The following is a 22,797-nucleotide window of genomic DNA, read 5'->3' as shown; positions in this document are numbered from 1 at the left end:
CTATTCCGTCAGGAATGGATTGTACTTCTTCTCAAAACCTACCGTGGTGGCGGGACCGTGGCCGGGGAATACCCGTACGTCGTCCGGCAGTACAAACAACTGTTCCCGGATGCTGCGCAGCAGCGTCATATGGCTGCCGCCGGGCAGGTCGGTACGGCCTATGCTCTGATAGAAAAGCACATCGCCGCCAATCACGAAACGCTGATCTGCACAGTAAAACGATACGCTTCCGGGGGAGTGGCCGGGTGTAAACAACACCTCCAGCTCATGTTCGCCGAAAGCGATCTTCTCGCCTTCCTGCAGGTAGCGACCCGGCATAGGAGAGGGGTCGAACGGCAGATTATACATGACGCCTACAGCCTGCGAATTATCCAGCACAACCTGATCTTTCTCATGAATCTCCGGACGAACATTATAGGTATCCGCTACCAGCTTGTTTCCGAAGATGTGATCAAAGTGACAGTGCGTATTCAGCAATCTTGTAACATTTAATCCTTCCGTTTGTATATATTGTAATAATTCTTTTCTTTCGTCCTGAAAATAACATCCCGGGTCTATAATTATACATTCCTTTTTTCCGTTAATAAGCAGGTAGGTGTTTTCCTGCAGGGGGCCAAAAGTGAATTGTTGGATTTCGATCATTGTTACCTGATTTTTACCTAATTTTAAACAGATCACAATATTATCAATACTTTCTGTATGAACAGATTTTTTACCAGGTTATTATTCCGCGGTACCCTATCACTTGGAACGATCCTATTACTCGGAACGATAGTTTCGCAAGCCCAAACCAATACAGTCGAGTTCGGCCAAAATCGTGTACAGTTCAAGAATTTCAAGTGGAGATATTACCAAAGCCGCCATTTTAATACCTATTTCAGCCAGAACGGAATGGAACTTGGTAAATATGTGCTGCAGGTAGCGGAAAAAGAGCTGCCGCAGATAGAACAGTTCATGGAAACAAATCCCCGCCAGCGTATTAATATTGTGGTCTATAACAGCTTCGGGGAAATGAAACAGTCCAATATCGGGATCGGTGTTGACTGGCAGAACACCGGCGGCGTTACCAAACTGGTAGGTAACAAAATGATCGTTTACTTTGATGGCAACCACGAAAACCTGCACCGGCAGATACGCCAGGGTATTGCCCGCATTCTGCTGGAAACCCTGTTGTTCGGGGAAGATATAGGTGAATTTGCCGGTAATGCCGCACTGATAGATTTCCCCAAATGGTTTACAGACGGATTTATCGGCTATGCTGCTGAAAACTGGAACGCTAAAAAAGATGAAGAACTGAAATCCATCATCATGTCCGGTAAATACAGCAACTTCAACCAGCTGGCCTACGATAAGCCACTGCTGGCCGGAGAAGCCTTCTGGTACTATGTGGAGAGCAAATACGGAAAAGATGCGGTGCCCTACCTCATGTATATCACCCGTATTAACCGCGGCCTCAAAAAAGGATTTGAACAGGTGCTGAACCAGACGCCGAAAAAAGCCACCCAGGACTTCTTTGTATTTTATCAGAAAAGATTTTCAGAAGATAACCGCAGAAGAAAGACTTCTGCAAAAGGCCGCACCATTGTGGCACAGGAAATCGGAAAATCCGACTACTACCGCTTCAATGCCAACCCGAAAAATAACTCCTACGCCGTTGTTGAATTCAAAAAGGGCGTATACCGCGTACAGATACAGCTGGGATGGAATAAACCCAAAGTACTGCTGCGCAGCGGCGTTATGCAGCTCGCCAACCAGGTTGATCCCAACTATCCGCTCATGGCCTGGAATACCAAAGGTAACCGCCTCGCCGTGGTATATGAGCACGAAGGCAAAACCAAACTGCTCATCTACGATCTGGTAACCCGCACGACTATACGTCAGGACCTTCATCAGTTTGACCGTGTGGTGGACTTCAAATACATGCCTGTACAGGAAAACACCCTGCTGCTGTCTGCTATCAAAAATGGCCATACAGACATTTTCACCTACAGCATCAGCAACTCCAAAACAGAACAGATCACCAACGATGTGTATGATGACCTGGATCCTTCCTTTGCTGCATTCCCCGGAAAAAGCGGCATCATCTACTCCTCTAACAGACCCGGCCCTAAAGGCAGAGGCTCCGATACCTCCCTGCCCAACCGGCCGTTCAATATCTTCATGGTGGATAACTGGAACAAGTCCAGTGAAAAACAGATCACACAGCTGACCAGTATGAAATATGGCGACGCACGGCTCCCTATGCAGTATAACACCACCCATTTCACTTTCGTGTCTGATGCCAACGGTATCCGTAACCGTTATGCAGGCTTCTTCCATTCTCAGAATGCAGGGGTAGACTCCCTCTTCTTCGTAGGATCTGAAATACTGCATAATCCTGAAAAAGAAGAACTGGATTCCGCACTGGCCGCCTATGGCTCCACCGCGCCGGACTCCGTGCAGGCGGTTGTCATCACCAACGACTCCACCTATACTTTCCCGATCTCCAACTACCCTTACGGTATACAGGAATCCCGGATCACCGGAGAACAGGGCGAAGTATCTGAAGTAGTGGCCTATGCAGACATCAAACGACTGATGAAACTGAAGGTAGATACCAACGTGCTCAAGAAAAGAAATGTGACCGCGCGCCCCACCAATTTCAGAAAGGCCGAAATGCGGGCTGACAGCCTCCGGATGGGCATTCCTACCTATAATACCATACCAAAGGATACTTCCACCACACCCAACTTCTTTCAGAATGAATTTGGTAATGAACCGGCAGATACCAGCAGCCATGCGGTAACCGGCAATATGCCGTCCTCTTTCTTTGAGAAAAAGAAAGAAGAACCCGTGCTGAAGAAATCCAAACTGTTCCCGTATAAATGGAAATTCCAGTCAGACTACCTGATCCTGCAACTCGATAACTCGGTACTGATTAACAGGTACCAGCCGTTTACCGGTCAGCCGACTGCTCCCATACGCCTCACCGACCCGGTAAACGGGTTAATCCGTATAGGCGTCAGCGATCTGTTTGAAGACATCAAATTCAGCGGCGGCTTCCGTATTCCGTCTTCCCTGCAGGGATCTGAGTACTTCTTCAGCACTTCTTACCTGAAGAAACGTTTCGACTATAAATTCACGTACTACCGCAAAGTGGATAAAAACCTCACGCTGACCGTACGTGATACGCTCACCGGCGATTTCACCGCACCGGTGAAACTGATTACCAACCTGTATCAGGGAGAAATACGTTATCCTTTTGACCAGGTCAGAAGCATCCGTTTACAGGCAGGTATCCGTACGGATAAAGCCTATGCGCAGGCCTGGAACAAGCCATCGCTCATGAGCAGAACCTACAGCGAAACCTATGCACTCGGCCGCCTGGAATATGTATATGATAACACCATCAATCCGGCTATCAATATCTGGAATGGTACACGCTATAAGATCTACGGAGAAATCAATGCACAGCTCACCAACGGCGGACTGAACGAACTCACCAACCCTAATGCCGCTGCGGCCAACGGACGCTTTACCTACAACATGGGTATCGATGTACGTCACTACAAAAAAATATACCGCAACTTCATCTGGGCTACCCGCTTCTCCGCAGACCTGTCCTGGGGTTCCCGCAAGCTGATCTACTTCCTCGGTGGTGTAGACAACTGGCTGAATCCGCAGATTAATACAGCTACCAAAGTAAACCTGAATACCAACTATGCATTCCAGACATTATCCGAAAACCTGCGTGGTTACAAACAGAACGCCAGGAACGGTAACAATGTGATGCTCCTGAATACGGAACTGCGTTTACCGGTATTCGCCACCTTCATAGACAAACCCATTAACTCCGCCTTCCTGCGTAACTTCCAGGTAACCTCCTTCATCGATATCGGTACAGCCTGGAACGAAAAGCTGCGGTTTAAAGATGCCAACTACGGCGAATACAACGACAACGACATCGTAACTACCCGCATCAAAGAAGGTATACTCGGACCTTTCCTTGGCGGGTACGGCTTCGGCGCACGCACCACCATAGCTGGCTACTTCCTCCGCGTAGACGCCGGCTGGCCTGCAGTAGCGTTCTTCCGCGGCAGCCCGATATGGTATTTTGGAATGGGGGTTGATTTTTAATTACGAATTACAAATTGCGAATTACGAATGTAACCCGAAGATAAAAGCGAAGATCAATCACTATTTATAAAAGCGAAGGACCCGTTTGGAGTAATACCAAACGGGTTCTTCGCTTTTATCTTCGGGTTACATTCGCAATTCGTAATTCGCAATTCGTAATTAAAGATTAAAATTTAATCTTTCCCAACCTGTACCTTCACCAACGGGTACATCAGGCTCAAAAATATGCCCATGCAGATGGTGAAGGCCCAGGCGCTTTTATTTTCTATGGGGTGTAGCAGAATATCTCTCATATCTCCCAGGAGGGTAAGCGGGTCTTTTACTACGTCCCAGCTGTTATAGCGGAGGTATCTTCCGATATATACGCCCATACCGCATAGTAGCATTACCGGGAAGGTGAAGAGCCATGCGGGCCAGCGGGTATGACGGGTGCGCCAGAGGTTTTCCATGCTGCGGATAGAAATGTATCCCAGCATCATGCCGTTCCAGGCGAAAGAGAAGATAACAAACAAATCGAACCAGAGCGGTACGCCGCCGTCGAACAGGTGAAAGAGATCAGTGAGAATATAGGGTGAGTTGGGGATGAAGAGCAGCCATACGATGAAGTAGCTGTACCAGGTATACCGGTTTTTTATTTCGGCAGGATTCCTTTCCATTCTGCGGGTGATGGCGAAGGGGATGTAAGCCAGGAAAAGATTCCATACCAGGGATATACGGAGGTAACTACCGGTATGGGCTATACGAACGGCCAGGAGGGACAGGCTGAACAATACAGAGGCATAGAGTGTATAGTCTTGCTGGTGGCGGCTTATGCGTTGCCGCATTAAACGAATGATACTCTTCAGGCGCATGGTGCTTCTTGTTTTTAAGTGTGTAAAGGCATAGGAATAAAAGTTAATTACAGGATATGCGGAATAAATATGATGGCGCCTGTGATGGCGGCTGCGATGGCGGCAATCAGCACTGCACCGGCGGCTACGTCTTTGATCCACTTCACTTTCGGGTGATGATCAGGTGAGAGGTGGTCCATTATTTTTTCAACAACGGTGTTCATCATTTCAGTAATCCACACCAGGGTAATCACCATGATGATACCTGTCCATTCCGGTGCAGATAATTTATACCAGCAGCCGGCAGCCACTACTATCACTGTTGCCAGTGCGTGTATGCGTGCATGTGGTTCGCTGCGGAGAAATGCGGCTATTCCGCTGAAAGCATATCCGAAGCTGGCTATCCGTCTGCTGATATATGAGTTTCCCATGATGGATATTAGTTTTCTGTTTTCGCGTTAGATAATCTATCCCATTTGATATTGCGGCTGAAGTACATGATAGCCGCCAGTATCAGGAAGAGGCCCAGACTACCCATCAGGAGTGACTGATCTTCGGCGCTGATGATTACATAAATAAATCCGTACAGCAGTGCCAAGGTACCACCTATTCCTGCAGCTATACGGCTGCTCTTATAGGCGCTGGCGGCGTACAGCGAAATCAGCCCGATGGTCAGTACACTGGAGATAATGTAGGCCGTCATAAAGTTAAGCTGTTCTGAAATGGATAACAGCAGTGAATAAAAAATACAGAGCGCCAACCCGATGAGGGCATACTGCAATGGATGAATAGACCGGCGTTGTGACAGTTCTATAAAGTAAAAGATGATAAAAGTTAATCCGATAACGAGGATAGCATATTTGATGGCACGGGTAGATTGCTGGTATCCTCCGGCAGGCATGAAAAGTTTAATGCCGAAGTCTGCACTGTGAATATTGTATTTGTTACCTGACCAGCATTGCGGGTAATTGCGGTTCAGGTCCTGAATTTCCCAGAAGGCGCTGAATCCTTTGGCATCTACGCGGCGTTTTTTGGGGGGAAATGCCTCATCGAAGCTGGGATCTGTCCAGCTGGAGCTGAGATTCACCATAGTGGTTTTTCCTACCGGGGAGAAGCTGATTCTTCCTGATCCTTTCAGTCCCAGCTGTACGGAGAAGGTACCTGCCAGCGCGTTAGTGTCTGCCGGGTTAATGGATACCGGCGATTGTATACCGCTTTTAAACAGGTCTTCGCTGACAACACCGGGGCTGAACGGATATGATTTGCCGTTCCATTGCATCTGTACCTGGTTGTCGATACCGCGCAGGTCGGATATACCGATAAGAATGGCCGCCTGGTCCCACTTCAGGTCGGATGGCGGTACGCCTGATTTGGTAAGGGCGGCCATAGAGAAGGAGCCGCTCAGCTGCAGTTTGGCATCGTATACGGCTACGCTGAAGATGCTCCGCTTCAATTGTTCAGGTAACAGTTCGCCGTTTACTTTCAGCTGCTCCGGAAGCAGGTAGAGGTAGGAGGTGGAAGCGCTGTACTCGGACCGGTAGGGGATGGCCAGTACAGGCCCGGTCAACACCTGTTCACGGCTCCAGCGGTTGCTGACTTCTTCCGTCACTTCCTGCTGACGGCCTTTTCGTTCGTATATCATCTCCTGGATCATCGTCGTAGGAATCAGTAATACCAGTGTCATGATGATAATGATGATGGCTTTGATTGCGTAGCCATAGCGCTCCAGAAAAGAAGGGTGGTTGGGAGTGGATGTTTCCATTTTGTTATTTTTAAAAGTACTTTGTATTTCAAAGTATAAAGACAAAAAAAATTATTTTGTGAATCTGATCATATGCTCCAGTGCCGTGAGATGCCCTTTGAAAGCTTTCTCGCCGGAAGTGGTAATAGCATAGGTAGTATTGGTTTTACGACCGATAAAACCCTTGTAAACCTTGATATAGCCGTTTTCTTCGAGGGTATTGAGGTGAGAAGCCAGGTTACCGTCTGTCACTTCCAGCATTTGCTTCAGGTCGTTGAAGTTGACCTCGCTGTTCACCATCAGTATACTCATAACGCCCAGGCGTATACGACTTTCAAAAATCTTGTTTAAGTTCCCGATTGGATTCATGTTATCTATTGAAAACTTCCTTTTCTTTCATATTTCCACCACATTAATACGCCGTAAATGATATGCAGCACACCAAACCCCACAGCCCAAAAATAAATGCCTTTACGCAAAAAGAAAAGATTAACTATCCCCAACACTGTTTCACAGATTCCCAGGTAACGTACGTCAGGCAATGTATACTTGCTGCCATTGATCAGCGCCAGGCCATAAAACACCAGACAGGTAGGAGCCACCAGCGTTTCCAGATGATTATACAGCAACCCGGCAATGAAAGCGCCTCCTGCAGCCAGCGGGATACATACATTCACCAGTACATTACGGCTGGTTACATCCCAGATGGGCAGATGATTGCGCCGCGCCCTGCGCCAGGTAAAAAACAAGCCGCCGGCCAGCGCCGCCGCCATCACACAAAACGCCAGTATTATCAGCCTGAATTTTAACTGTACAAAAGCGCCCTCATCAAACACCCCTGATGCATTCCAGCTGTTGTAATAGCCCACAATCCAGCTGTGCGCCAGCCACGCGCCGGCCAGCGCGCTGATGCCCGCCGATACCCCACTCAGTCCGCTGAGGGAAATGAACCGGCTGCTGCGTTCCATCATTCGCTTGATGTCAGTTAATGTCTGCAGATGTTGTTGGTCTGTCATACTAAAAAAGCACTTTGCAATACAAAGCTACTAAAATTAATTTCATTTCAAAATATAATTTTTTGTTATAACTGCGTTACCTACAGGAAACCGGATATACAGATTAGGCGTAAATAATCTAATATTGTTGTCAGATATGTTTGGCTGGAAAAGAATATTAGCAATCATTATAGGCGTAAGCGTTAGTTGCACAACATTGAAAGCGCAGCAGTTCAAGATAAGCGGAATAGTCCGGGATGCGCACTCACAGGAAATCATACCTTTCGCCACACTTCAGTTTGACCGTACCCAGACGGGCATGGTCAGCAACGCTGAAGGAAAATTTTTATTCGAATTAAATGTCATCCCTGCAGATTCATTACTGGTAAGGGTAATGGGATATACCATTCTCAAAATGCCGGTTGACAGGACCCTGAAAGAACAGGTAATCAACTTTGAAGTAACCCGCTCAGACGTTTCCCTGAAAACATACGAAATCAAGGCCAATGTTAACTGGGCGCTCATTCTCCTGAAACAGATCGTTAAACGTAAACCCGAAAATAACTACAACCGCCTCGACAATTACAAGTATGAGGTATACAACAAACTGGAGCTGGATATGAAAAACCTGAACCGGGAAAAATTATCCAGGAACAGATTTACCAAGCCCTTTGCCTTCATACTGAATAATATAGACAGCACTTCGGAAGATAAACCCTTTCTGCCCATCTTCCTGACAGAATCTTTATCCGATTACTACTTCCAGTCAAGTCCGCGCAAAACAAAGGAAATCATCAAAGCCGCCCGCACCTCCGGTATTGATAACGAAAGCGTGACCAAATTCCTGGGAGGCATGTATCAGAACATAAATGTGTACAATAACTTCATCCCTGTTTTCGATAAACAGTTTGTAAGCCCGATACACAACAACGGCGCCTTCTATTACGATTATAAAATTGCAGATACCCAGTACGTCAGCGGGCAACGGTTTATAAAGCTAAACTTTACGCCTAAACGGAGAGGAGAAAATACCTTTATCGGCGACATATGGGTGCATGACACCACCTACGCCGTACAGAAAACTACGTTATCAGTTCCCAGAGATGCTAACCTGAACTTCGTACACCGGGTAAGCATGGTACAGGAATTTCATCAGCTGCCGGACAGCAGCTGGTTCCTTTACAAGGATAAGTTTATTGCCGACTTCTGGGCGCCCAGTCCGCGTCCCGGCAAAACATTCGAATTCATAGGCCGTAAGACCACTGCTTACGATAACGTTCTCACCAACGATACCGCTGTTACCAACATCTTCAGCAATAAAAAATATCCTGAAGCAGTAGTGGTGATGGATAGCGCCCGGATACGCAAGGAGTCCTTCTGGCAGGACAACCGCCCGGATACCCTCAGCAAAAATGAGCTGGGCATCTACAAAATGGTGGACACCCTGCAAAGGATGCCCCTGTTCCAGAAATATTCCAATACCATCCGCTTCCTCGCCACCGGTTACAAACCTTTCGGACCCATAGAGTGGGGGCCTTACTATTACCTGTTTTCCCAAAACCGGCTGGAAGGATTCAGGCTGCGCCTCGATCTCGGAACAACACCCAAATTCAATAAAGACCTGTACCTCTACGGCTACCTTGCCTACGGGTTCAAAGACCAGGTATATAAAGGCAAAATGTCGGCCCTGTGGCTCCTGAAAAGACATCCGCGCATGTATGTCTACGGCGCCTATACGAAAGACCTGGATAACGGCTCCCACTACTACGATGAAGTAGGTACAGACAACATCTTCACACTCGCGATCCGTAAAAACGGTATTCCGCAGAAGTTCCTCATGATAGAGGAACAACGCGTGGAATTTTATAAAGAATATTACAGCGGCTTCTCTCACCAGGTGTCACTGATACATAAGAAGGCGAGGCCCTACGAACCATTGCCGCAGGCAGATATGTTCCCGAAGGAATCCAACGGCCGCGATCCGCTTACTACTACCGAAGTAGAACTGAAGCTGCGCTGGGCTTTCCAGGAACAGTTCCTGGAAGGTAACTATTACCGCATCAGCCTGGGCAGCAAGTTCCCTATTGCAGAACTCAAGCTGGCAGCAGGTATTCCCGGTATCGGCAACAGTGGCCAGACTTATCAGCGGGCTTCCCTCAGCGTATCCGACTACGTCAAAATTCCGCCCTTCGGCTCCCTCTACTACAACGTATTTGGCGGCAAGATTTTCGGCACCGTTCCCTACACTTCCCTGGAAGTGCACCCCGGCAACGAAATCTACTACTACAACAAATACGCGTTCAATATGATGAACCGTTTCGAATTCCTCAGCGACCAATACGCAGGATTCAACGTAGAACACACCATCGGCAACGGTATCTTCGGCTACATTCCGCTGATCAAAAAGCTGAAATGGCGCCAGTTCTGGACAGCCAAAGGCGTGGTCGGCTCCCTTTCACCCGCCAATCAGACACTTAATCTCAATAAAGGATATACTTTCAGAACCCTGGAAGGCAACCCGTACCTGGAAGTAGGTACCGGTATAGAAAACATCTTCAAATTCCTGCGTGTAGACTTCATCTGGCGCGTAGCACCGGACGTACTGCCGGAAGATCCGTTTAGTAAACGTTTTGGTGTTTTTGGCAGCTTTAAACTACAATTTTAGGCTGCGAATTACGAATTACGAATTGCGAATTACGAATGAGGAGCGAAGACATAAGCGAAGAAGTAAATTCTTTATCCGCCTATATCTTCGCTCCTCATTCGTAATTCGCAATTCGCAATTCGTAATTATTTCTACCCTTTATCAAGTCCGTCACAAATCACCTTACACGCTTTGATAATTTCTTCCGCTGTAATTATCAATGGCGGCGCAATACGCATACATTCCGGAGCAAACAGGAACCAGTCTGTTAATATGCCGTGTTCAATGCAGTAGTCTATTGTTTTTTTGTTGACAGCAAAATTCTCCAGTTCTACGGCCATCATCAGGCCTTTAGAGCGCACCGCCTTGATGGCGGGATGTTTGAGATGCTGCAGGAACAGCTGTTCTTTTGATTTTACGTCTTTAATGATGTCTGCTTCCAGCAAGGCATTGAAGCCTGCCAGGCCGGCTGCGCAGTTCACCGGATGGCCGCCGAAGGTAGTGATATGTCCCAGAACGGGATTGTTGGTCAGCGACCACATAATATCATGGGAAGAGATAAATGCACCTAACGGCATGCCACCGCCCAGCGCCTTACCCAGCAATAAAATATCGGGTATAATGCCCAGCTGCTCAAATGCCCACAGCGTGCCGTTTCTGCCAAGTCCGCACTGGATTTCATCAAGTATCAGCAGGGTGCCGGTGGCAGTACATTTTTCCCGCAGGGCGTGTATCCATTCCGGTTGGGGTACAATAACACCGCCTTCTCCCTGAATGCTTTCAGCAATAACGGCTGCGGTTTTATCAGTAATGGCATCCAGGGAACGGAAGTCGTTATATTCCAGGTGGTGAATGCCCGGCAACAGTGGCCGGTAGGCATTGCGCCAGTACTCGTCGCCGAGGATGCTGAGTGCCCCCTGAGTAGAACCATGATAGGCGCGGTTAAAGGCGGCTATTTCAGTTCTTCCCGTATATCTTTTGGCCAGTTTCATGGCGCCTTCTACAGCTTCCGCGCCGGAATTGGTGAAATATACCGTACTCAGATTTTCCGGAAGATGCCCGGACAAGGCAGTAGCAAAAGCTACCTGCGGAGACTGCACAAATTCCCCATATACCAGCAGGTGCATGTATTGCTGCGCCTGCTCCTGAATGGCCTTTACCACTGCAGGATGACAATGCCCTACATTACATACGCTGATACCTGCAATCAGGTCCAGGTATTGTTTACCGCCTGCATCCCACATATACATGCCTTCCGCTTTCACTATCTCCAATGCGAGCGGTGCATCGGAAGTCTGCGCTACGTGCTGCAGAAAAAGTTGCCTGTTATTCATATCACTTGCTGCTCTGTTCTTTGCGAAGTTAGAAAACAACTGCTAATTAGTAATTGTTATATTTGTAAACACTAGTATCTAAAACAAACTGTTATGCCGCATATCATACCTTTAAGAGGAATTACTCCACAAATCGCCGATGACTGTTTTATTGCACCCAACGCTACTATTGTAGGCGATGTGGTGATGGGCAAAGGATGCACCGTTTGGTTCAATGCTGTGGTGCGTGGCGATGTAAACAGCATCCGTCTGGGCGACAATGTTAATGTGCAGGATGGCGCCGTTATCCACTGTACCTACCAAAAATCCAAAACTATTGTGGGCAATAACGTATCTATCGGCCACAACGCTATACTGCACGGCTGCACTATTGACGACGATGTACTGATAGGTATGGGCGCTATTGTTATGGACAATGCACATGTGAGCAGCAACAGCATTATTGCTGCAGGCGCAGTGGTACTGAGCGAAACCCATGTTGAACCCGGCAGTATTTATGCAGGCGTTCCCGCTAAAAAAGTGAAAGATATTGATGTAGCGCTGATTAAGGGAGAAATCAACCGCATCTCCAAAAACTACAACATGTATGCTTCCTGGTACGGTGAAGATGGGGGAGAAACGAAGTAATTCGCGTTAAGAAAAAAGATTATATTGCAGGCAAATATCCCTTCTATGAAAACGTTTATTTGCCTGCTCCTCCTGGGCTGTATCCTGTTGCCGGGGTGCGCTTCCCAGAAAACCGGCTGTCCGGCCACCAGTTACAACAAGAAAGACCTCAACAAATCTAACCGCCGTGCCGGAAAACAAATGACCCGTTTATTCTAAAACCCTGTGCCATGCGCAAATACATTGCTGTAGCAGCATTGCTCGCTGCCCTGTGCCTGACTGCCTGCCGCACCCAGAAAAAAGGATGCCCGCAACCCCGCCGCAACTGGGGCGCAGAAAAAGTCCTGGACGAACTGGGGAAACCGAAAAACTAAATCAATATTGCTCCTCCTGGATAGTATCCAGCATGGCTGCATAGCTCACGTACCTGTCCACGTCAATGTCACCGGCTTCTACCGCCGCTTTTACGGCGCATCCCGGCTCATTGAGGTGCAGACAGTTATTGAACTGACATTCGGAGATATAAGGCTGCATCTCCAGGAAATAGTGGGATAATTCTGTTTTGGGAATATCTACAATACCAAACTCCCGCACACCAGGAGTATCTATCAGCTGGCCGCCATCCGGCAGGTCATACATCTCAGCAAAGGTGGTAGTATGCAACCCTTTGCCGCTCCAGCCGCTGACCGCGGTGGTCTTCAGGTCCAGCCCCGGTAACAAATCATTTATCAGGGAAGATTTACCTACCCCCGAATGACCGGACATCAGCGTGGTTTTATCTTTCAGGGCTTCCTTCACCTCTTCCACCCCTTCGCTGGTACTGGCGGACACCAGCATCACCCTGTAACCGATACTGCTGTATAAGGCAGCTACCTCTTCATACTTTTCCATCTCCTTATCCCGGTACAAATCCTTTTTATTGAATACCAGTATCACCGGAATATGATAGGCTGCAGCAGTAACCAGAAAACGGTCTATAAAGCCCAGGGAAGTACGTGGGTCCTTAATGGTACACACCAATACCGCCTGGTCCAGATTCGCCGCTACAATATGCTTCTTGTTTTTTCCATGAGGAGAGCTACGCACAATATAATTCCTGCGCTCTCCAATACCAGTAATCATGGCATTCTTGGCGCTGGCATCGCTGTCATCCGGCTCTATCTCTACAAAATCCCCTACAGCAATAGGATTGGTGGAGGTAATATCTTCATTCTTCTTGAATATACCCTTCATCCTCGCCTGAAAAGTTTCACCAGTGGCTGTTTTCACCACATACCAGCTGCCCGTTGATTTATATACTGTTGCTTGCAATAGTCCGGATATTTAATCCCACCAAAGATAACACCATTTCATTTAATCATTTGGTTATTTGAGATTTGGTTATTTGATTGACGGATTTGGAATTTTGGATTTTGGAATTTTGAGATTTTGGAATTTATTAAATGCAGCGAAGAGATACGCGAAGATCTTTGCTGCATTTAATAAATTCCAAAATCCCAAAATCAATCAATCAAATCTCAAATAACAAAATAATAAAATAACCAAATTAAGGAAGGCTTCTGAAGAGGGAGTAGCGCAGCACTACTTCCAGGAGGATGCAGCCCAGGGCTATCATGGCCAGGAGGAAGAAGTGTTCGGCAAAGCGTTTATAGGAGGTGATTTCTACTTTTGTTTTTTCCAGTTTATCGATTTCGCTGTAGACATTCTTCAGGTCGCTGGTGCTGGTAGCACGGAAGTACTGACCGCCGGTTTCCTTGGATATTTTCTTCATCAGGGGCTCATCGATCTGAACGTCCTGCATGACTGTCTGTACGCTGCCATCAGGCATAGGCATGGGGAAAGGCGCTTTCCCGATGGTACCGACACCGATCGTATACACACGTATTTTGAATGCTTTGGCTATTTCCAGCGCGGTGAGCGGATCTACCAGGCCGGTATTGTTAACGCCGTCTGTCAGTAAGATGATTACTTTACTTTTAGCGTGGCTGTTACGCAGGCGATCCACCGAAGTGGCGAGGCCCATACCGATGGCGGTACCGTCCTGCAGCATACCGCTTTTCACCTGCATGATCTGATTTTTCAGTACGGCATGATCGGTGGTGATAGGGCATTGGGTGAAGCTTTCGCCGGAAAACACGACCAGCCCGATGCGGTCGCTGATACGTTTGTCCACGAATTCCATGGCTACTTTTTTGGCAGCCTCCATCCTGTTGGGTTGCAGGTCTTCTGCGAGCATACTACCGGAAATATCTATGGCCATCACAATGTCTATCCCTTCGCTGTCGATATTTTCGGAGGTGTTGGAGGTCTGTGGTCTTGCCAGGGCGGTGATGAGCGCTGCCATGGCCAGGAAGCGCAGCGCCAGCAGTAGTGGCCGGAAACGCACTTTCCAGGATACGGGCAGGCCTTTCAGCCCTTCTATGGATGATACCATCATTACGCTCTGCACCCGTTTACGCCGGGCAAAGTGCCAGTATATCATCACCGGTATCAGCAATAACAGCCAGAAGAAAACCGGGTAGGCAAATTCAATATTTTTCCACGCTGAAAAATCCATTACTTAATTACTGGTTACGAATAATAAATCACGAAATCCTGCTATACGGCAGGCTTTTCGTTTGCTGATGCATTGGCTGGTTCTTCCTTCGGTCTTGTCCACTCCAGGATTTCTTCCGCTTTCTGCATACAGTCCTCATGCTCATCAGCAGTGGGCTGCAGTTTGGCGAATTTTGCCAGGTCGGCTATAGCCAGTAAGGCGCGCAGCTTATCGCGTTGCTGATTTAATTTGGTTACCGGTTTAATATTCTGCAGCAGCTCTTCTGAAGTTTGTTCCAGGGCGGCAATGCCGAACTGATGTTCAAAGTAGGCACGCAGGATATCGGTAAGCCGGGTATAATATTGTTTGATATCACCCTGTTGCCAGAGTTTTTCTTCCTTTAATGCTTTCAGTTGCTGCCGGGCCAGGTCGTAAGGCGTAACCAGCGGCAGTTTCACTTCAGGTACTTTCTTCGGCCGCTTGCGGAAATAGAGCCACAGGCCCAGCGCAAGCAATACTACCGCGGCGCCGCCGGCAATATACATCCAGTAATCCCAGATATTCCAGGGAACGGTCTGTACGGTTTTAATCGGCTTAAAGGCTTTGGTGGTATCTACGGCTACGGTATTCACATCTATGCCGAGCGGGTAGGTGGTCAGGGTATCGAAGCTGCTGGCGTCGGTAGCACCATACACCTCTACTTTCATGGGCGGAAATTCCCAATGGCCGGAATCGAAGCTGGTAACGGTAAATGTCTGACGAAGAATTTTAAGGTCCTGTTGGGTGGTGGTATCTACAGCGCTGCGTGCTATTACTTCAAAATGTTCCAGGGAGTCAGATAATACGGGAAACAGTATCCTGAATGCCGGTTTATTGAACTGTGCGGCCGGGATGGTGGCGCGCAGCTGTACTTTCACCTGCTCGCCGATTCTGATACTGGTGGTATCAGCGCCTGCCACGGCTTCTATCTTCTGCTGTGCCAGCAGGGATATTGGCAGCAATAGCACAATAAAAAAACATAAAAATATACGCCTTATAACTTGCTGTTTATACATGTTAATTTTGCTCTCCTTTAATACTTATGCCCTGTTCAGGAAAAATGTCTGCAAGGCTTTTACATAGTCTTCGTCCGTACGGATGGTGACCAGTTCTGCTCCGCTTTTCATAAAAGCATTTTTGCAGTATTGCGCATGCTGCAGGAACTGTTGTTCATAATATTGCCTTACTCTGCGATCGGCGGTATCCACCCATTGTGTGGCGCCGGTTTCCGCATCAGCTACCTGTATAAGCCCTACCGGCGGCAGTTCCCGGTCGCGCTGGTCATATACCTGTACCCCCACCACATCGTGCCGTTTGGCGGCGATGTTCAGGGCATCCTGGTAGTTGGCGGACAGGAAATCACTCAGTACAAATACAATGCTGCGTTTCTTCGTGGCATTATTGAAGAAGCGCAGTGTTTCCTTGATATTTGTTCCTTTTCGTTTAGGCGTATACGATAGCAGCTCCCTGATGATAAACAGGATGTGTGACTTACCTTTTTTCGGTGGAATGTATTTTTCCATGCCGTCGCTGAAGAAGATAACACCTACCTTATCGTTATTTTTGATGGCAGAAAAAGCCAGCACAGCACACAATTCGGTAATCAGGCTGCGCTTGTCCTGCTTTTTGGTACCGAAAGCGGATGATTCGCTCATATCTACCAGCAGCATTACCGTCAGTTCTCTTTCTTCTTCAAAAACCTTTACAAACGGGTGATTGAAACGTGCAGTCACGTTCCAGTCGATAGAACGTACATCGTCCCCGAAATGATAATCCCTCACTTCGCTGAACGACATACCACGGCCTTTGAAGGCGCTATGATATTCGCCCGCAAAAATATGATTGGTAAGCCCTTTCGTCTTGATTTCTATCTGTCTTACCTTTTTTAATATTTCAGCAGTATCCATCATAAATTTAGCTCTTATGGTACTTCAACGGCGTTCAGGATTTCGCTGAGTATGTTTTCGCTGGTTACGTTTTCAGCTTCTGCTTCGTAGGTCAGGCCCACACGGTGGCGCATAACGTCAAAGCATATACTGCGTACATCTTCCGGAATCACATAGCCTCTGCGTTTCATGAAGGCGTATGCTTTGGCTGCCAGCGCCAGGTTGATGCTGGCCCTTGGCGAGCCGCCGTAGGAGATAAGTGGTTTCAGTTTCTGCAGTTTGTATTCTTCCGGATTACGGGTAGCAAAAACGATATCGATGATATATTTTTCAATTTTCTCATCCATGTATACTTCGCGTACCAGTTTCCGGGCCTCAATAATATCGGACGGCTGGATAATGGGACGGATAGGTGAAGAAGCCTCCGGATTGAGGTTCTGACGGATGATATGTCTTTCTTCTTCCCTAGTAGGGTAGCCGATCACCACTTTCAGCATGAAACGGTCTACCTGCGCTTCGGGCAGGGTATAGGTTCCTTCCTGTTCAATCGGGTTCTGTGTAGCCAGTACCAGGAACGGATCATCCAGTTTGAAGGTACTGTCGCCAATGGTGATTTGTCTTTCCTGCATAGCCTCCAGCAGGGCGCTCTGTACTTTGGCCGGGGCACGGTTGATCTCATCTGCCAGGATAAAGTTGGCGAAGATAGGCCCTCTGCGTACTACAAATTCATTCTTCTGCTGATTGTAAATCATGGTACCTACCACATCCGCCGGTAATAAGTCGGGCGTAAACTGAATACGGCTGAATTTAGCGTTAATAGCTGAAGACAGCGATTTGATAGATAATGTTTTTGCCAGACCGGGCACCCCTTCCAACAGTACGTGACCCTGTGCCAGCAAGCCGATGAGCAATCTTTCCACCATGTATTTCTGCCCCACAATCACTTTTCCCAGCTCCATACTCAGGAGATCTACGAAAGCACTTGCCTGGTGAATTTTTTCATTTAGTTGCCGGATATCGGACGATGTATTTTCCATGCTGTTTGTTTTTCAAGTGTGCTAAAATAAACATTCTCTTGTCAAATAAAACTTATCAATATGTGAAAGCCCGTTAAAATGCTGTTAAACTTGCTACCGTGGCTCATCTTCAGACAATTACCGCATAAAGATGAAACCCAAAATAAGAAAGCCCCGCTTATTTATATAATATTTTTCCGTATAACGTACATTTGCCGGGCAGTTACAGCTGCAATTATCTGTTTACAATAATTTAAAACCACATATACCATGGATGATTTTGAGAAGAGATGGAAGCCGGTAGAAGCCATGCTTACCGAACGCTTTGGAAAAACGCCCAATATGGAAGCAATACTTTTCCTGATCGGCGTTAATGAACTCAACAACCTGAAGAAAAAATATACCAAAGAACAGAAACAGGACCTCATGCATATAGCCGTATGCACCCTGCTCAGCCAGAGCGGTTACTACGAGCTGGATGGCTATGATGCAGACGGATGGCCCCATTTCAAAGAACTGCAGCCGGTGCCTAAATTTGGCCTGGCAGAACAGGAACAGTTCCTCAAGGAACATGTTATTGCTTACTTTACTGACGACGAAGAAGCCTGATTACCCTATGAAAAAAATACTACTCCTGGGCACATTACTGCTGACGATCGCCGTGGTGGCCGCTGCCAAAAACAGAAAGATAAAAGTGATCACCCCCTACGGAGTAATGGTGATCCGCCTGTATGACCAGACGCCCCTGCATCGTGATAACTTTGTTAAACTCAGTCGCCGGCATTTCTTTGACAGCACCCTGTTTCACCGTGTTATCAAACAGTTTATGATACAGGGCGGCGATCCGGATTCCAGGCGCGCCAAACCAGGAGATACACTGGGTAACGGCGAGGTAGGGTATACCATTCCGGCTGAATTCCGGCTGGATCTATATCATCGCAAAGGCGCACTGGGCGCGGCACGGGATGACAACCCCACAAAAGCCTCTTCCGGATGCCAGTTCTATATTGTACAGGGTAAGGTTTTTACTGATGAACAACTCGATGTAGTGGAGCAGACAAGGCTTGGCGGCCGCAAAATCCCCGTGGATCAACGGGAGGTCTACAAAACCGTTGGCGGCTCCCCGCACCTGGATCAGCGCTATACCGTATTCGGACAGGTCATCAAAGGGCTGGAGGTGATTGATAAAATCGCCGCCATGAAAACAGACTCCCGTGACAGGCCCCTGCAGGATGTACCCATGAAAATAAGAGTAGTAAGAAAATGGTTATTTTTCTAGCAAAGGAAATTAATTGAAAATCAGGAATTAACTAAATGATTTGTATTTTTACGGCTCAAAACCAAACTTATATGAATTTTCCGTCAAATCTGCGTTACACCAAAGACCACGAATGGGTTTTATTAGAGGGTAACACAGCAACCATCGGTATAACTGAATTTGCTCAGCGCGAATTAGGCGACATCGTTTTTGTTGATATTCCTACTGTCGGCAAATCCCTGGAAGCAGAAGAAGTATTCGGCACCGTAGAGGCTGTGAAAACAGTATCTGACCTGTTCCTTCCCGTTGCCGGTACCATCAAGGAAATTAACCCGGAACTGGAAGGCTCTCCGGAACTGGTAAACGAAGATCCATATGGCGAAGGCTGGATGGTAAAAATGACCGTTAAGAATCCGGCTGACGTTAACGCACTGTTAGATGCTGCAGCATACCAGAAGCTGATAGCCGAATAATTACGCCAACAATCTTCCCAAATATATTACAAGGACAATAGGCTGCTTGATAAATGGCACGCCTGTTGTCCTTTTTACTGAAAGGACGTTTTCAGCGGAACCATATTAAACAATATAACGGCAGGATGATGAAAATCTGGAAATATTATATCCCCGCAACTATTTGGGTCATATTGATCTTTATACTCTGTACTTTACCCGGTAAAGATGTTCCTACCACTTCTTTTCTGCAGAAAATCCACTTCGATAAAATTGTACATTTCGGATTGTTTGGCGGTATTGTATTGCTGATGAGCCTGGGGGTCTACTGGCAACGGAAATATATTTCCGGACTTACCCTGTTCATGTTTGTACTGATGGCTGCCTGCTACGGCCTGGCCATTGAATATATTCAGAAGTACTGGGCTATTGACCGCAGCTTTGATATGATGGATGTGCTGGCGGATACCCTGGGCGCCATTGCAGGTGTTATTGCATTCAAAGTGGCTGTACGCCTGTTCTTTAAGAAAGATGATGCATAAAAAATCCCCCCTGGAACCAGGGGGGAATATATATCTGCTTATGAGAAATATGTACTAAATATTTTATTGCTGACCTGCTTCTTTCCTCGCATCAACCTTCATTTTGTCGTTGGCGAAAATAGAGAATTCAACACGACGGTTTTTAGCACGGCCTTCTTCTGTTTCGTTGGTGTATCTGGGCTGGCTTTCACCATACCAGAAACCCTGGATACGATTGGCTGCAACACCCTGTCCTTTCAGGAATGCCACTACAGCATTGGTTCTTCTTTCAGATAAACCCATGTTGTAAGCATCTGTACCTCTGTCGTCTGTATGGCCTTCCACACGTACATAAGTGTCAGGATATTTATTCAGCACCTGTGCCAGCTGAGAAATAGCCTGCTGTGAAGTAGCAGATAAATCAGATTTGTCAAACCCGAATAATACGTTGGCATCAAAAGTTACATTGATACCTTCACCCACACGTTCTACAGTTGCATTCGGAATTTCATTTTTGATTTCCTGCGCCTGTTTATCCATTTTCTTACCGATCAAAGCACCACCGGCACCACCTAAAGCCGCACCGATAATTGCACCTAATGCAGTGTTACCTGCTACTTTACCAATAACGGCGCCCGCAGCAGCTCCACCACCTACGCCGATGGCAGCTCCTTTTTTAGTATTATCCATGCTCTGCCAGGTGCTACAGCTGAATAACATGGTTGCTGACAAAACCAGGGCTACCAGAACGTTCAATCTTTTCATCTTAATAATTTTAAACATGAAGGTTATTATATAATAATTGGGATGACAAAAGTAATTGAAAACTGGTAAACAAATATTTTGCCAGTTTCATTTTTATTCCATAACTACTTGATTAGTACAAATAAACAGAAGATAAAAAATTCTTATCAACCACCTTACATTCATCATATTATATATATGACTACTGTACTGGTATGCATAGAACAACTGTTTAGCCTAAAAGGTTTTTCAGCATACCACCGATACCGCCTTCTGCTTCGCGGTCTTTTTGCTGCTGCTGTGCTCCGTTGGATAAAAGACTTTTAAGATCATTGAGGTCCACATCCCCGTCGCCGTCTTTATCAAGGCCGCCGCCCAGTTTTCCCAGAATACCGTTCAGGTTGAGGCCCTGTGCGGAGCCGCCTGTCAGGGAATTGAGAATATTGTTCAGGCTGAAGCTGCTGTTTCCGGGATCAGCCGTTTTACTGCCCAGGGAGCTTAAAACCGTTGGAATCAGCGATGATGCCAGCTGTGTGGCAGTAGCTTTATCCAGATTGAATTTCTGTAAAAGTGTGTCGATGAAATTGCCGGAAATATTTCCTACCAGGGCATTGCCCTGCGGAGAACCGCCACTGTTAACGCCGCCGCCGAGTAAGGCCAGCACGCCTTCAGTATTTCCGTTGGCCAGTTCCTGCTGCAGCCCGCCGGCAATAGATTCCGTAGCGGCAGAGATAACAGCTTCATTCTTTTCATTGGGCACCGCAGGGTTGTTAACAACTGTTTCCTGTGCATTTTCCCGAACAAGTTCCATTAATTGCTCTAACATAATTGATATGGATTTTAAAGGAAGGATTATTGTAGTGGTCGTAATTAAATGTAGGATTATTTGAGGAAATTCCGCGTTACGGATTTGTAAAGCACAAAAAAAGGAAAGCGTTGCCGCTTCCCTTTTCTATGCAATTATATGAACTGATTAGTTGCCTTGTTTCAGCTTTTCCGCATTCTCTGCAAACTGCAGCGCATCCACCATATCCTTGATCTCTCCGTTCATAAAGGCATCCAGGTTATAAACCGTCATCCCGATGCGGTGATCTGTTACACGTCCCTGCGGGTAGTTGTAGGTGCGTATTTTAGCGGAGCGGTCGCCGGTAGATACCAGACTCTTACGCTTGGAAGCGATGGCGTCTTCATGCTTACGCACAGCCGCTTCGTATATGCGTGTACGTAACATCTTCATGGCTATTTCACGGTTAGAGTGCTGGCTGCGGCCTTCCTGACACTCCACTACCACGCCGGTAGGGATGTGCGTGAGCCTCACCGCGGACTCTGTTTTGTTTACGTGCTGGCCCCCTGCACCGGAAGAGCGGAAGGTATCCATTTTAATATCTGCTTCGCGGACATCCACATCCACGTCGTCGGCTTCCGGCAGCACGGCCACCGTAGCGGCAGAAGTATGCACCCTTCCGGAGGCTTCCGTTGCCGGCACACGTTGTACGCGGTGTACGCCTGATTCAAACTTCAGGGTACCGTATACATCATCGCCGCTTACCTCAATCACCACCTCCTTGAAACCGCCGGCAGAACCTGGGTTTTCGCTGAGCAGGCTGGTAGACCAGCCTTTCAGCTCGCAATAGCGGAGATACATACGCATCAGATCGCCGGCGAAGAGACTGGCCTCGTCGCCACCGGTACCGGCGCGGATCTCCAGGATCGCATTCTTTTCATCCTGCGGATCCTTTGGTATCAGCAGATTGCGGATAGCTTCTTCCTGTTCGGCTTTCTGCTCCTGCAATGCTTCTGTTTCAGATTTTGCCAGCTCGCGCATTTCTTCATCGCCGCTGTCAAGCACTTCTTTGTTAAATGCAATATTGTCCAGCAGGTTGCGGTAGGCGTCGTACGCCTTTACAATCTTCTCCAGCTGCCGGTATTCTTTGCTAAGCTGACCAAATTTTTTGTTATCACTTACCACTTCGGGGTTGGTAAGGGCCAGCGATACCTGTTCAAAACGGCCTTTTATAGCTTCCAGTTTGTCTATCATAATTATCTTTGACTTTTGAGTATCCTCCCTCACCGGGATAT

At 47.3% G+C, this 22,797-nt stretch carries 24 protein-coding genes; 9 read left to right on the top strand and 15 right to left on the bottom strand.

The window, feature by feature from the left end; translation table 11 throughout:
• Entirely contained in the window at positions 1-642 is a 642-nt protein-coding gene (locus tag GWG06_RS08145) for an MBL fold metallo-hydrolase (protein WP_160712476.1), read from the bottom strand.
• 249 nt (positions 643-891) lie between these two features.
• On the opposite strand from GWG06_RS08145, the gene GWG06_RS08140 reads away from it, so the two are divergent.
• Positions 892-4,116, top strand: a complete 3,225-nt coding sequence (locus GWG06_RS08140) for a hypothetical protein (RefSeq protein WP_235938215.1) — start codon at positions 892-894, stop codon at positions 4,114-4,116.
• A 173-nt stretch (positions 4,117-4,289) separates the two neighbouring features.
• Here the strand turns inward: GWG06_RS08140 and GWG06_RS08135 are convergent, their stop codons facing one another.
• Genes GWG06_RS08135 through GWG06_RS08115 form a run of 5 tightly spaced genes read right to left on the bottom strand, consistent with a single transcriptional unit; the run spans position 4,290 to position 7,703 of the window.
• A complete protein-coding gene (locus tag GWG06_RS08135) occupies positions 4,290-4,967 on the bottom strand; it encodes a DUF1361 domain-containing protein (RefSeq protein ID WP_127034997.1) in 678 nt (225 codons plus the stop codon).
• Positions 4,968-5,014: 47 nt separating this feature from the next.
• Complete coding sequence (locus GWG06_RS08130; RefSeq protein ID WP_160712474.1) at positions 5,015-5,377, bottom strand: diacylglycerol kinase family protein; 363 nt, start codon at positions 5,375-5,377, stop codon at positions 5,015-5,017.
• 8 nt (positions 5,378-5,385) lie between these two features.
• Positions 5,386-6,708, bottom strand: a complete 1,323-nt coding sequence (gene creD / locus GWG06_RS08125; protein WP_160712472.1) for a cell envelope integrity protein CreD — start codon at positions 6,706-6,708, stop codon at positions 5,386-5,388.
• Positions 6,709-6,759: 51 nt separating this feature from the next.
• Positions 6,760-7,056 (bottom strand): winged helix-turn-helix domain-containing protein, encoded by a 297-nt coding sequence (locus GWG06_RS08120; RefSeq protein ID WP_127035003.1) that lies wholly within the window; start codon positions 7,054-7,056, stop codon positions 6,760-6,762.
• A gap of 5 nt (positions 7,057-7,061) precedes the next feature.
• Positions 7,062-7,703, bottom strand: a complete 642-nt coding sequence (locus GWG06_RS08115; RefSeq protein WP_160712470.1) for a hypothetical protein — start codon at positions 7,701-7,703, stop codon at positions 7,062-7,064.
• 136 nt (positions 7,704-7,839) lie between these two features.
• Between GWG06_RS08115 and GWG06_RS08110 the strand changes: the two genes are divergently transcribed.
• Positions 7,840-10,347: a DUF5686 family protein gene (locus GWG06_RS08110; protein WP_235938242.1), complete on the top strand. Its 2,508-nt coding sequence runs from the start codon at positions 7,840-7,842 to the stop codon at positions 10,345-10,347.
• A gap of 131 nt (positions 10,348-10,478) precedes the next feature.
• Here the strand turns inward: GWG06_RS08110 and GWG06_RS08105 are convergent, their stop codons facing one another.
• Positions 10,479-11,660, bottom strand: coding sequence for an aspartate aminotransferase family protein (locus GWG06_RS08105; RefSeq protein WP_160712468.1), 1,182 nt, complete (start codon positions 11,658-11,660; stop codon positions 10,479-10,481).
• 93 nt (positions 11,661-11,753) lie between these two features.
• Between GWG06_RS08105 and GWG06_RS08100 the strand changes: the two genes are divergently transcribed.
• From GWG06_RS08100 to GWG06_RS08090, 3 genes are read left to right on the top strand one after another with little or no spacing between them, the layout of a single operon-like run.
• A complete protein-coding gene (locus GWG06_RS08100) occupies positions 11,754-12,287 on the top strand; it encodes a gamma carbonic anhydrase family protein (RefSeq protein ID WP_127035011.1) in 534 nt (177 codons plus the stop codon).
• Positions 12,288-12,332: 45 nt separating this feature from the next.
• Positions 12,333-12,485, top strand: coding sequence for a hypothetical protein (locus tag GWG06_RS08095; RefSeq protein ID WP_158631324.1), 153 nt, complete (start codon positions 12,333-12,335; stop codon positions 12,483-12,485).
• An 11-nt stretch (positions 12,486-12,496) separates the two neighbouring features.
• Entirely contained in the window at positions 12,497-12,640 is a 144-nt protein-coding gene (locus GWG06_RS08090) for a hypothetical protein (protein ID WP_158631325.1), read from the top strand.
• Between the two features lies 1 nt (position 12,641).
• Here the strand turns inward: GWG06_RS08090 and rsgA are convergent, their stop codons facing one another.
• The 5 genes from rsgA to GWG06_RS08065 form a co-directional block, all read right to left on the bottom strand.
• Entirely contained in the window at positions 12,642-13,577 is a 936-nt protein-coding gene (gene rsgA / locus GWG06_RS08085; protein WP_160712466.1) for a ribosome small subunit-dependent GTPase A, read from the bottom strand.
• A gap of 235 nt (positions 13,578-13,812) precedes the next feature.
• On the bottom strand, positions 13,813-14,823 hold the full coding sequence (locus GWG06_RS08080; protein ID WP_202182975.1) for a vWA domain-containing protein: 1,011 nt from the start codon (positions 14,821-14,823) through the stop codon (positions 13,813-13,815).
• A 41-nt stretch (positions 14,824-14,864) separates the two neighbouring features.
• Positions 14,865-15,809, bottom strand: a complete 945-nt coding sequence (locus GWG06_RS08075) for a hypothetical protein (RefSeq protein WP_160712464.1) — start codon at positions 15,807-15,809, stop codon at positions 14,865-14,867.
• Between the two features lie 72 nt (positions 15,810-15,881).
• Complete coding sequence (locus GWG06_RS08070) at positions 15,882-16,751, bottom strand: DUF58 domain-containing protein (protein WP_235938212.1); 870 nt, start codon at positions 16,749-16,751, stop codon at positions 15,882-15,884.
• An 11-nt stretch (positions 16,752-16,762) separates the two neighbouring features.
• Positions 16,763-17,764: an AAA family ATPase gene (locus GWG06_RS08065; protein ID WP_127035017.1), complete on the bottom strand. Its 1,002-nt coding sequence runs from the start codon at positions 17,762-17,764 to the stop codon at positions 16,763-16,765.
• A 249-nt stretch (positions 17,765-18,013) separates the two neighbouring features.
• Between GWG06_RS08065 and GWG06_RS08060 the strand changes: the two genes are divergently transcribed.
• The 4 genes from GWG06_RS08060 (at position 18,014) to GWG06_RS08045 (ending at position 19,995) form a co-directional block, all read left to right on the top strand.
• On the top strand, positions 18,014-18,352 hold the full coding sequence (locus tag GWG06_RS08060; protein WP_127035019.1) for a hypothetical protein: 339 nt from the start codon (positions 18,014-18,016) through the stop codon (positions 18,350-18,352).
• A 7-nt stretch (positions 18,353-18,359) separates the two neighbouring features.
• On the top strand, positions 18,360-19,022 hold the full coding sequence (locus GWG06_RS08055) for a peptidylprolyl isomerase (RefSeq protein ID WP_160712462.1): 663 nt from the start codon (positions 18,360-18,362) through the stop codon (positions 19,020-19,022).
• 71 nt (positions 19,023-19,093) lie between these two features.
• Positions 19,094-19,474 carry a glycine cleavage system protein GcvH gene (gene gcvH / locus GWG06_RS08050; RefSeq protein WP_160712460.1) on the top strand — a complete coding sequence of 127 codons (381 nt, stop codon included), beginning with the start codon at positions 19,094-19,096 and terminating at the stop codon, positions 19,472-19,474.
• Between the two features lie 125 nt (positions 19,475-19,599).
• Positions 19,600-19,995, top strand: coding sequence for a VanZ family protein (locus GWG06_RS08045; RefSeq protein WP_158631326.1), 396 nt, complete (start codon positions 19,600-19,602; stop codon positions 19,993-19,995).
• A 63-nt stretch (positions 19,996-20,058) separates the two neighbouring features.
• Here GWG06_RS08045 and GWG06_RS08040 read toward each other — a convergent pair whose 3' ends face one another.
• The 3 genes from GWG06_RS08040 to prfA form a co-directional block, all read right to left on the bottom strand.
• Entirely contained in the window at positions 20,059-20,739 is a 681-nt protein-coding gene (locus GWG06_RS08040; protein WP_160712458.1) for a YiaD family glycine zipper/OmpA-like lipoprotein, read from the bottom strand.
• Between the two features lie 211 nt (positions 20,740-20,950).
• Entirely contained in the window at positions 20,951-21,544 is a 594-nt protein-coding gene (locus GWG06_RS08035) for a hypothetical protein (RefSeq protein ID WP_160712456.1), read from the bottom strand.
• Between the two features lie 147 nt (positions 21,545-21,691).
• Positions 21,692-22,756, bottom strand: a complete 1,065-nt coding sequence (prfA, locus tag GWG06_RS08030; RefSeq protein ID WP_127038192.1) for a peptide chain release factor 1 — start codon at positions 22,754-22,756, stop codon at positions 21,692-21,694.
• Positions 22,757-22,797: the final 41 nt, after the last annotated feature.

The organism is Chitinophaga solisilvae (assembly GCF_009928525.1).
GTDB lineage: Bacteria > Bacteroidota > Bacteroidia > Chitinophagales > Chitinophagaceae > Chitinophaga > Chitinophaga solisilvae.
This window is presented reverse-complemented; position numbering and strand designations above follow the sequence as displayed.

Coding starts and splice junctions, on each gene's coding strand:
- GWG06_RS08055 (WP_160712462.1), top strand. CDS start 18,360: ATGAAAAAAATACTACTCCTGGGCACATTACTGCTGACGATCGCCGTG.
- GWG06_RS08130 (WP_160712474.1), bottom strand. CDS start 5,377: ATGGGAAACTCATATATCAGCAGACGGATAGCCAGCTTCGGATATGCT.
- GWG06_RS08045 (WP_158631326.1), top strand. CDS start 19,600: ATGATGAAAATCTGGAAATATTATATCCCCGCAACTATTTGGGTCATA.
- GWG06_RS08070 (WP_235938212.1), bottom strand. CDS start 16,751: ATGATGGATACTGCTGAAATATTAAAAAAGGTAAGACAGATAGAAATC.
- GWG06_RS08090 (WP_158631325.1), top strand. CDS start 12,497: ATGCGCAAATACATTGCTGTAGCAGCATTGCTCGCTGCCCTGTGCCTG.
- creD (WP_160712472.1), bottom strand. CDS start 6,708: ATGGAAACATCCACTCCCAACCACCCTTCTTTTCTGGAGCGCTATGGC.
- GWG06_RS08095 (WP_158631324.1), top strand. CDS start 12,333: ATGAAAACGTTTATTTGCCTGCTCCTCCTGGGCTGTATCCTGTTGCCG.
- GWG06_RS08080 (WP_202182975.1), bottom strand. CDS start 14,823: ATGGATTTTTCAGCGTGGAAAAATATTGAATTTGCCTACCCGGTTTTC.
- gcvH (WP_160712460.1), top strand. CDS start 19,094: ATGAATTTTCCGTCAAATCTGCGTTACACCAAAGACCACGAATGGGTT.
- GWG06_RS08140 (WP_235938215.1), top strand. CDS start 892: ATGGAACTTGGTAAATATGTGCTGCAGGTAGCGGAAAAAGAGCTGCCG.
- GWG06_RS08120 (WP_127035003.1), bottom strand. CDS start 7,056: ATGAATCCAATCGGGAACTTAAACAAGATTTTTGAAAGTCGTATACGC.
- GWG06_RS08040 (WP_160712458.1), bottom strand. CDS start 20,739: ATGAAAAGATTGAACGTTCTGGTAGCCCTGGTTTTGTCAGCAACCATG.
- GWG06_RS08035 (WP_160712456.1), bottom strand. CDS start 21,544: ATGTTAGAGCAATTAATGGAACTTGTTCGGGAAAATGCACAGGAAACA.
- GWG06_RS08065 (WP_127035017.1), bottom strand. CDS start 17,764: ATGGAAAATACATCGTCCGATATCCGGCAACTAAATGAAAAAATTCAC.
- GWG06_RS08105 (WP_160712468.1), bottom strand. CDS start 11,660: ATGAATAACAGGCAACTTTTTCTGCAGCACGTAGCGCAGACTTCCGAT.
- GWG06_RS08145 (WP_160712476.1), bottom strand. CDS start 642: ATGATCGAAATCCAACAATTCACTTTTGGCCCCCTGCAGGAAAACACC.
- GWG06_RS08110 (WP_235938242.1), top strand. CDS start 7,840: ATGTTTGGCTGGAAAAGAATATTAGCAATCATTATAGGCGTAAGCGTT.
- GWG06_RS08100 (WP_127035011.1), top strand. CDS start 11,754: ATGCCGCATATCATACCTTTAAGAGGAATTACTCCACAAATCGCCGAT.
- prfA (WP_127038192.1), bottom strand. CDS start 22,756: ATGATAGACAAACTGGAAGCTATAAAAGGCCGTTTTGAACAGGTATCG.
- GWG06_RS08115 (WP_160712470.1), bottom strand. CDS start 7,703: ATGACAGACCAACAACATCTGCAGACATTAACTGACATCAAGCGAATG.
- GWG06_RS08135 (WP_127034997.1), bottom strand. CDS start 4,967: ATGCGCCTGAAGAGTATCATTCGTTTAATGCGGCAACGCATAAGCCGC.
- GWG06_RS08060 (WP_127035019.1), top strand. CDS start 18,014: ATGGATGATTTTGAGAAGAGATGGAAGCCGGTAGAAGCCATGCTTACC.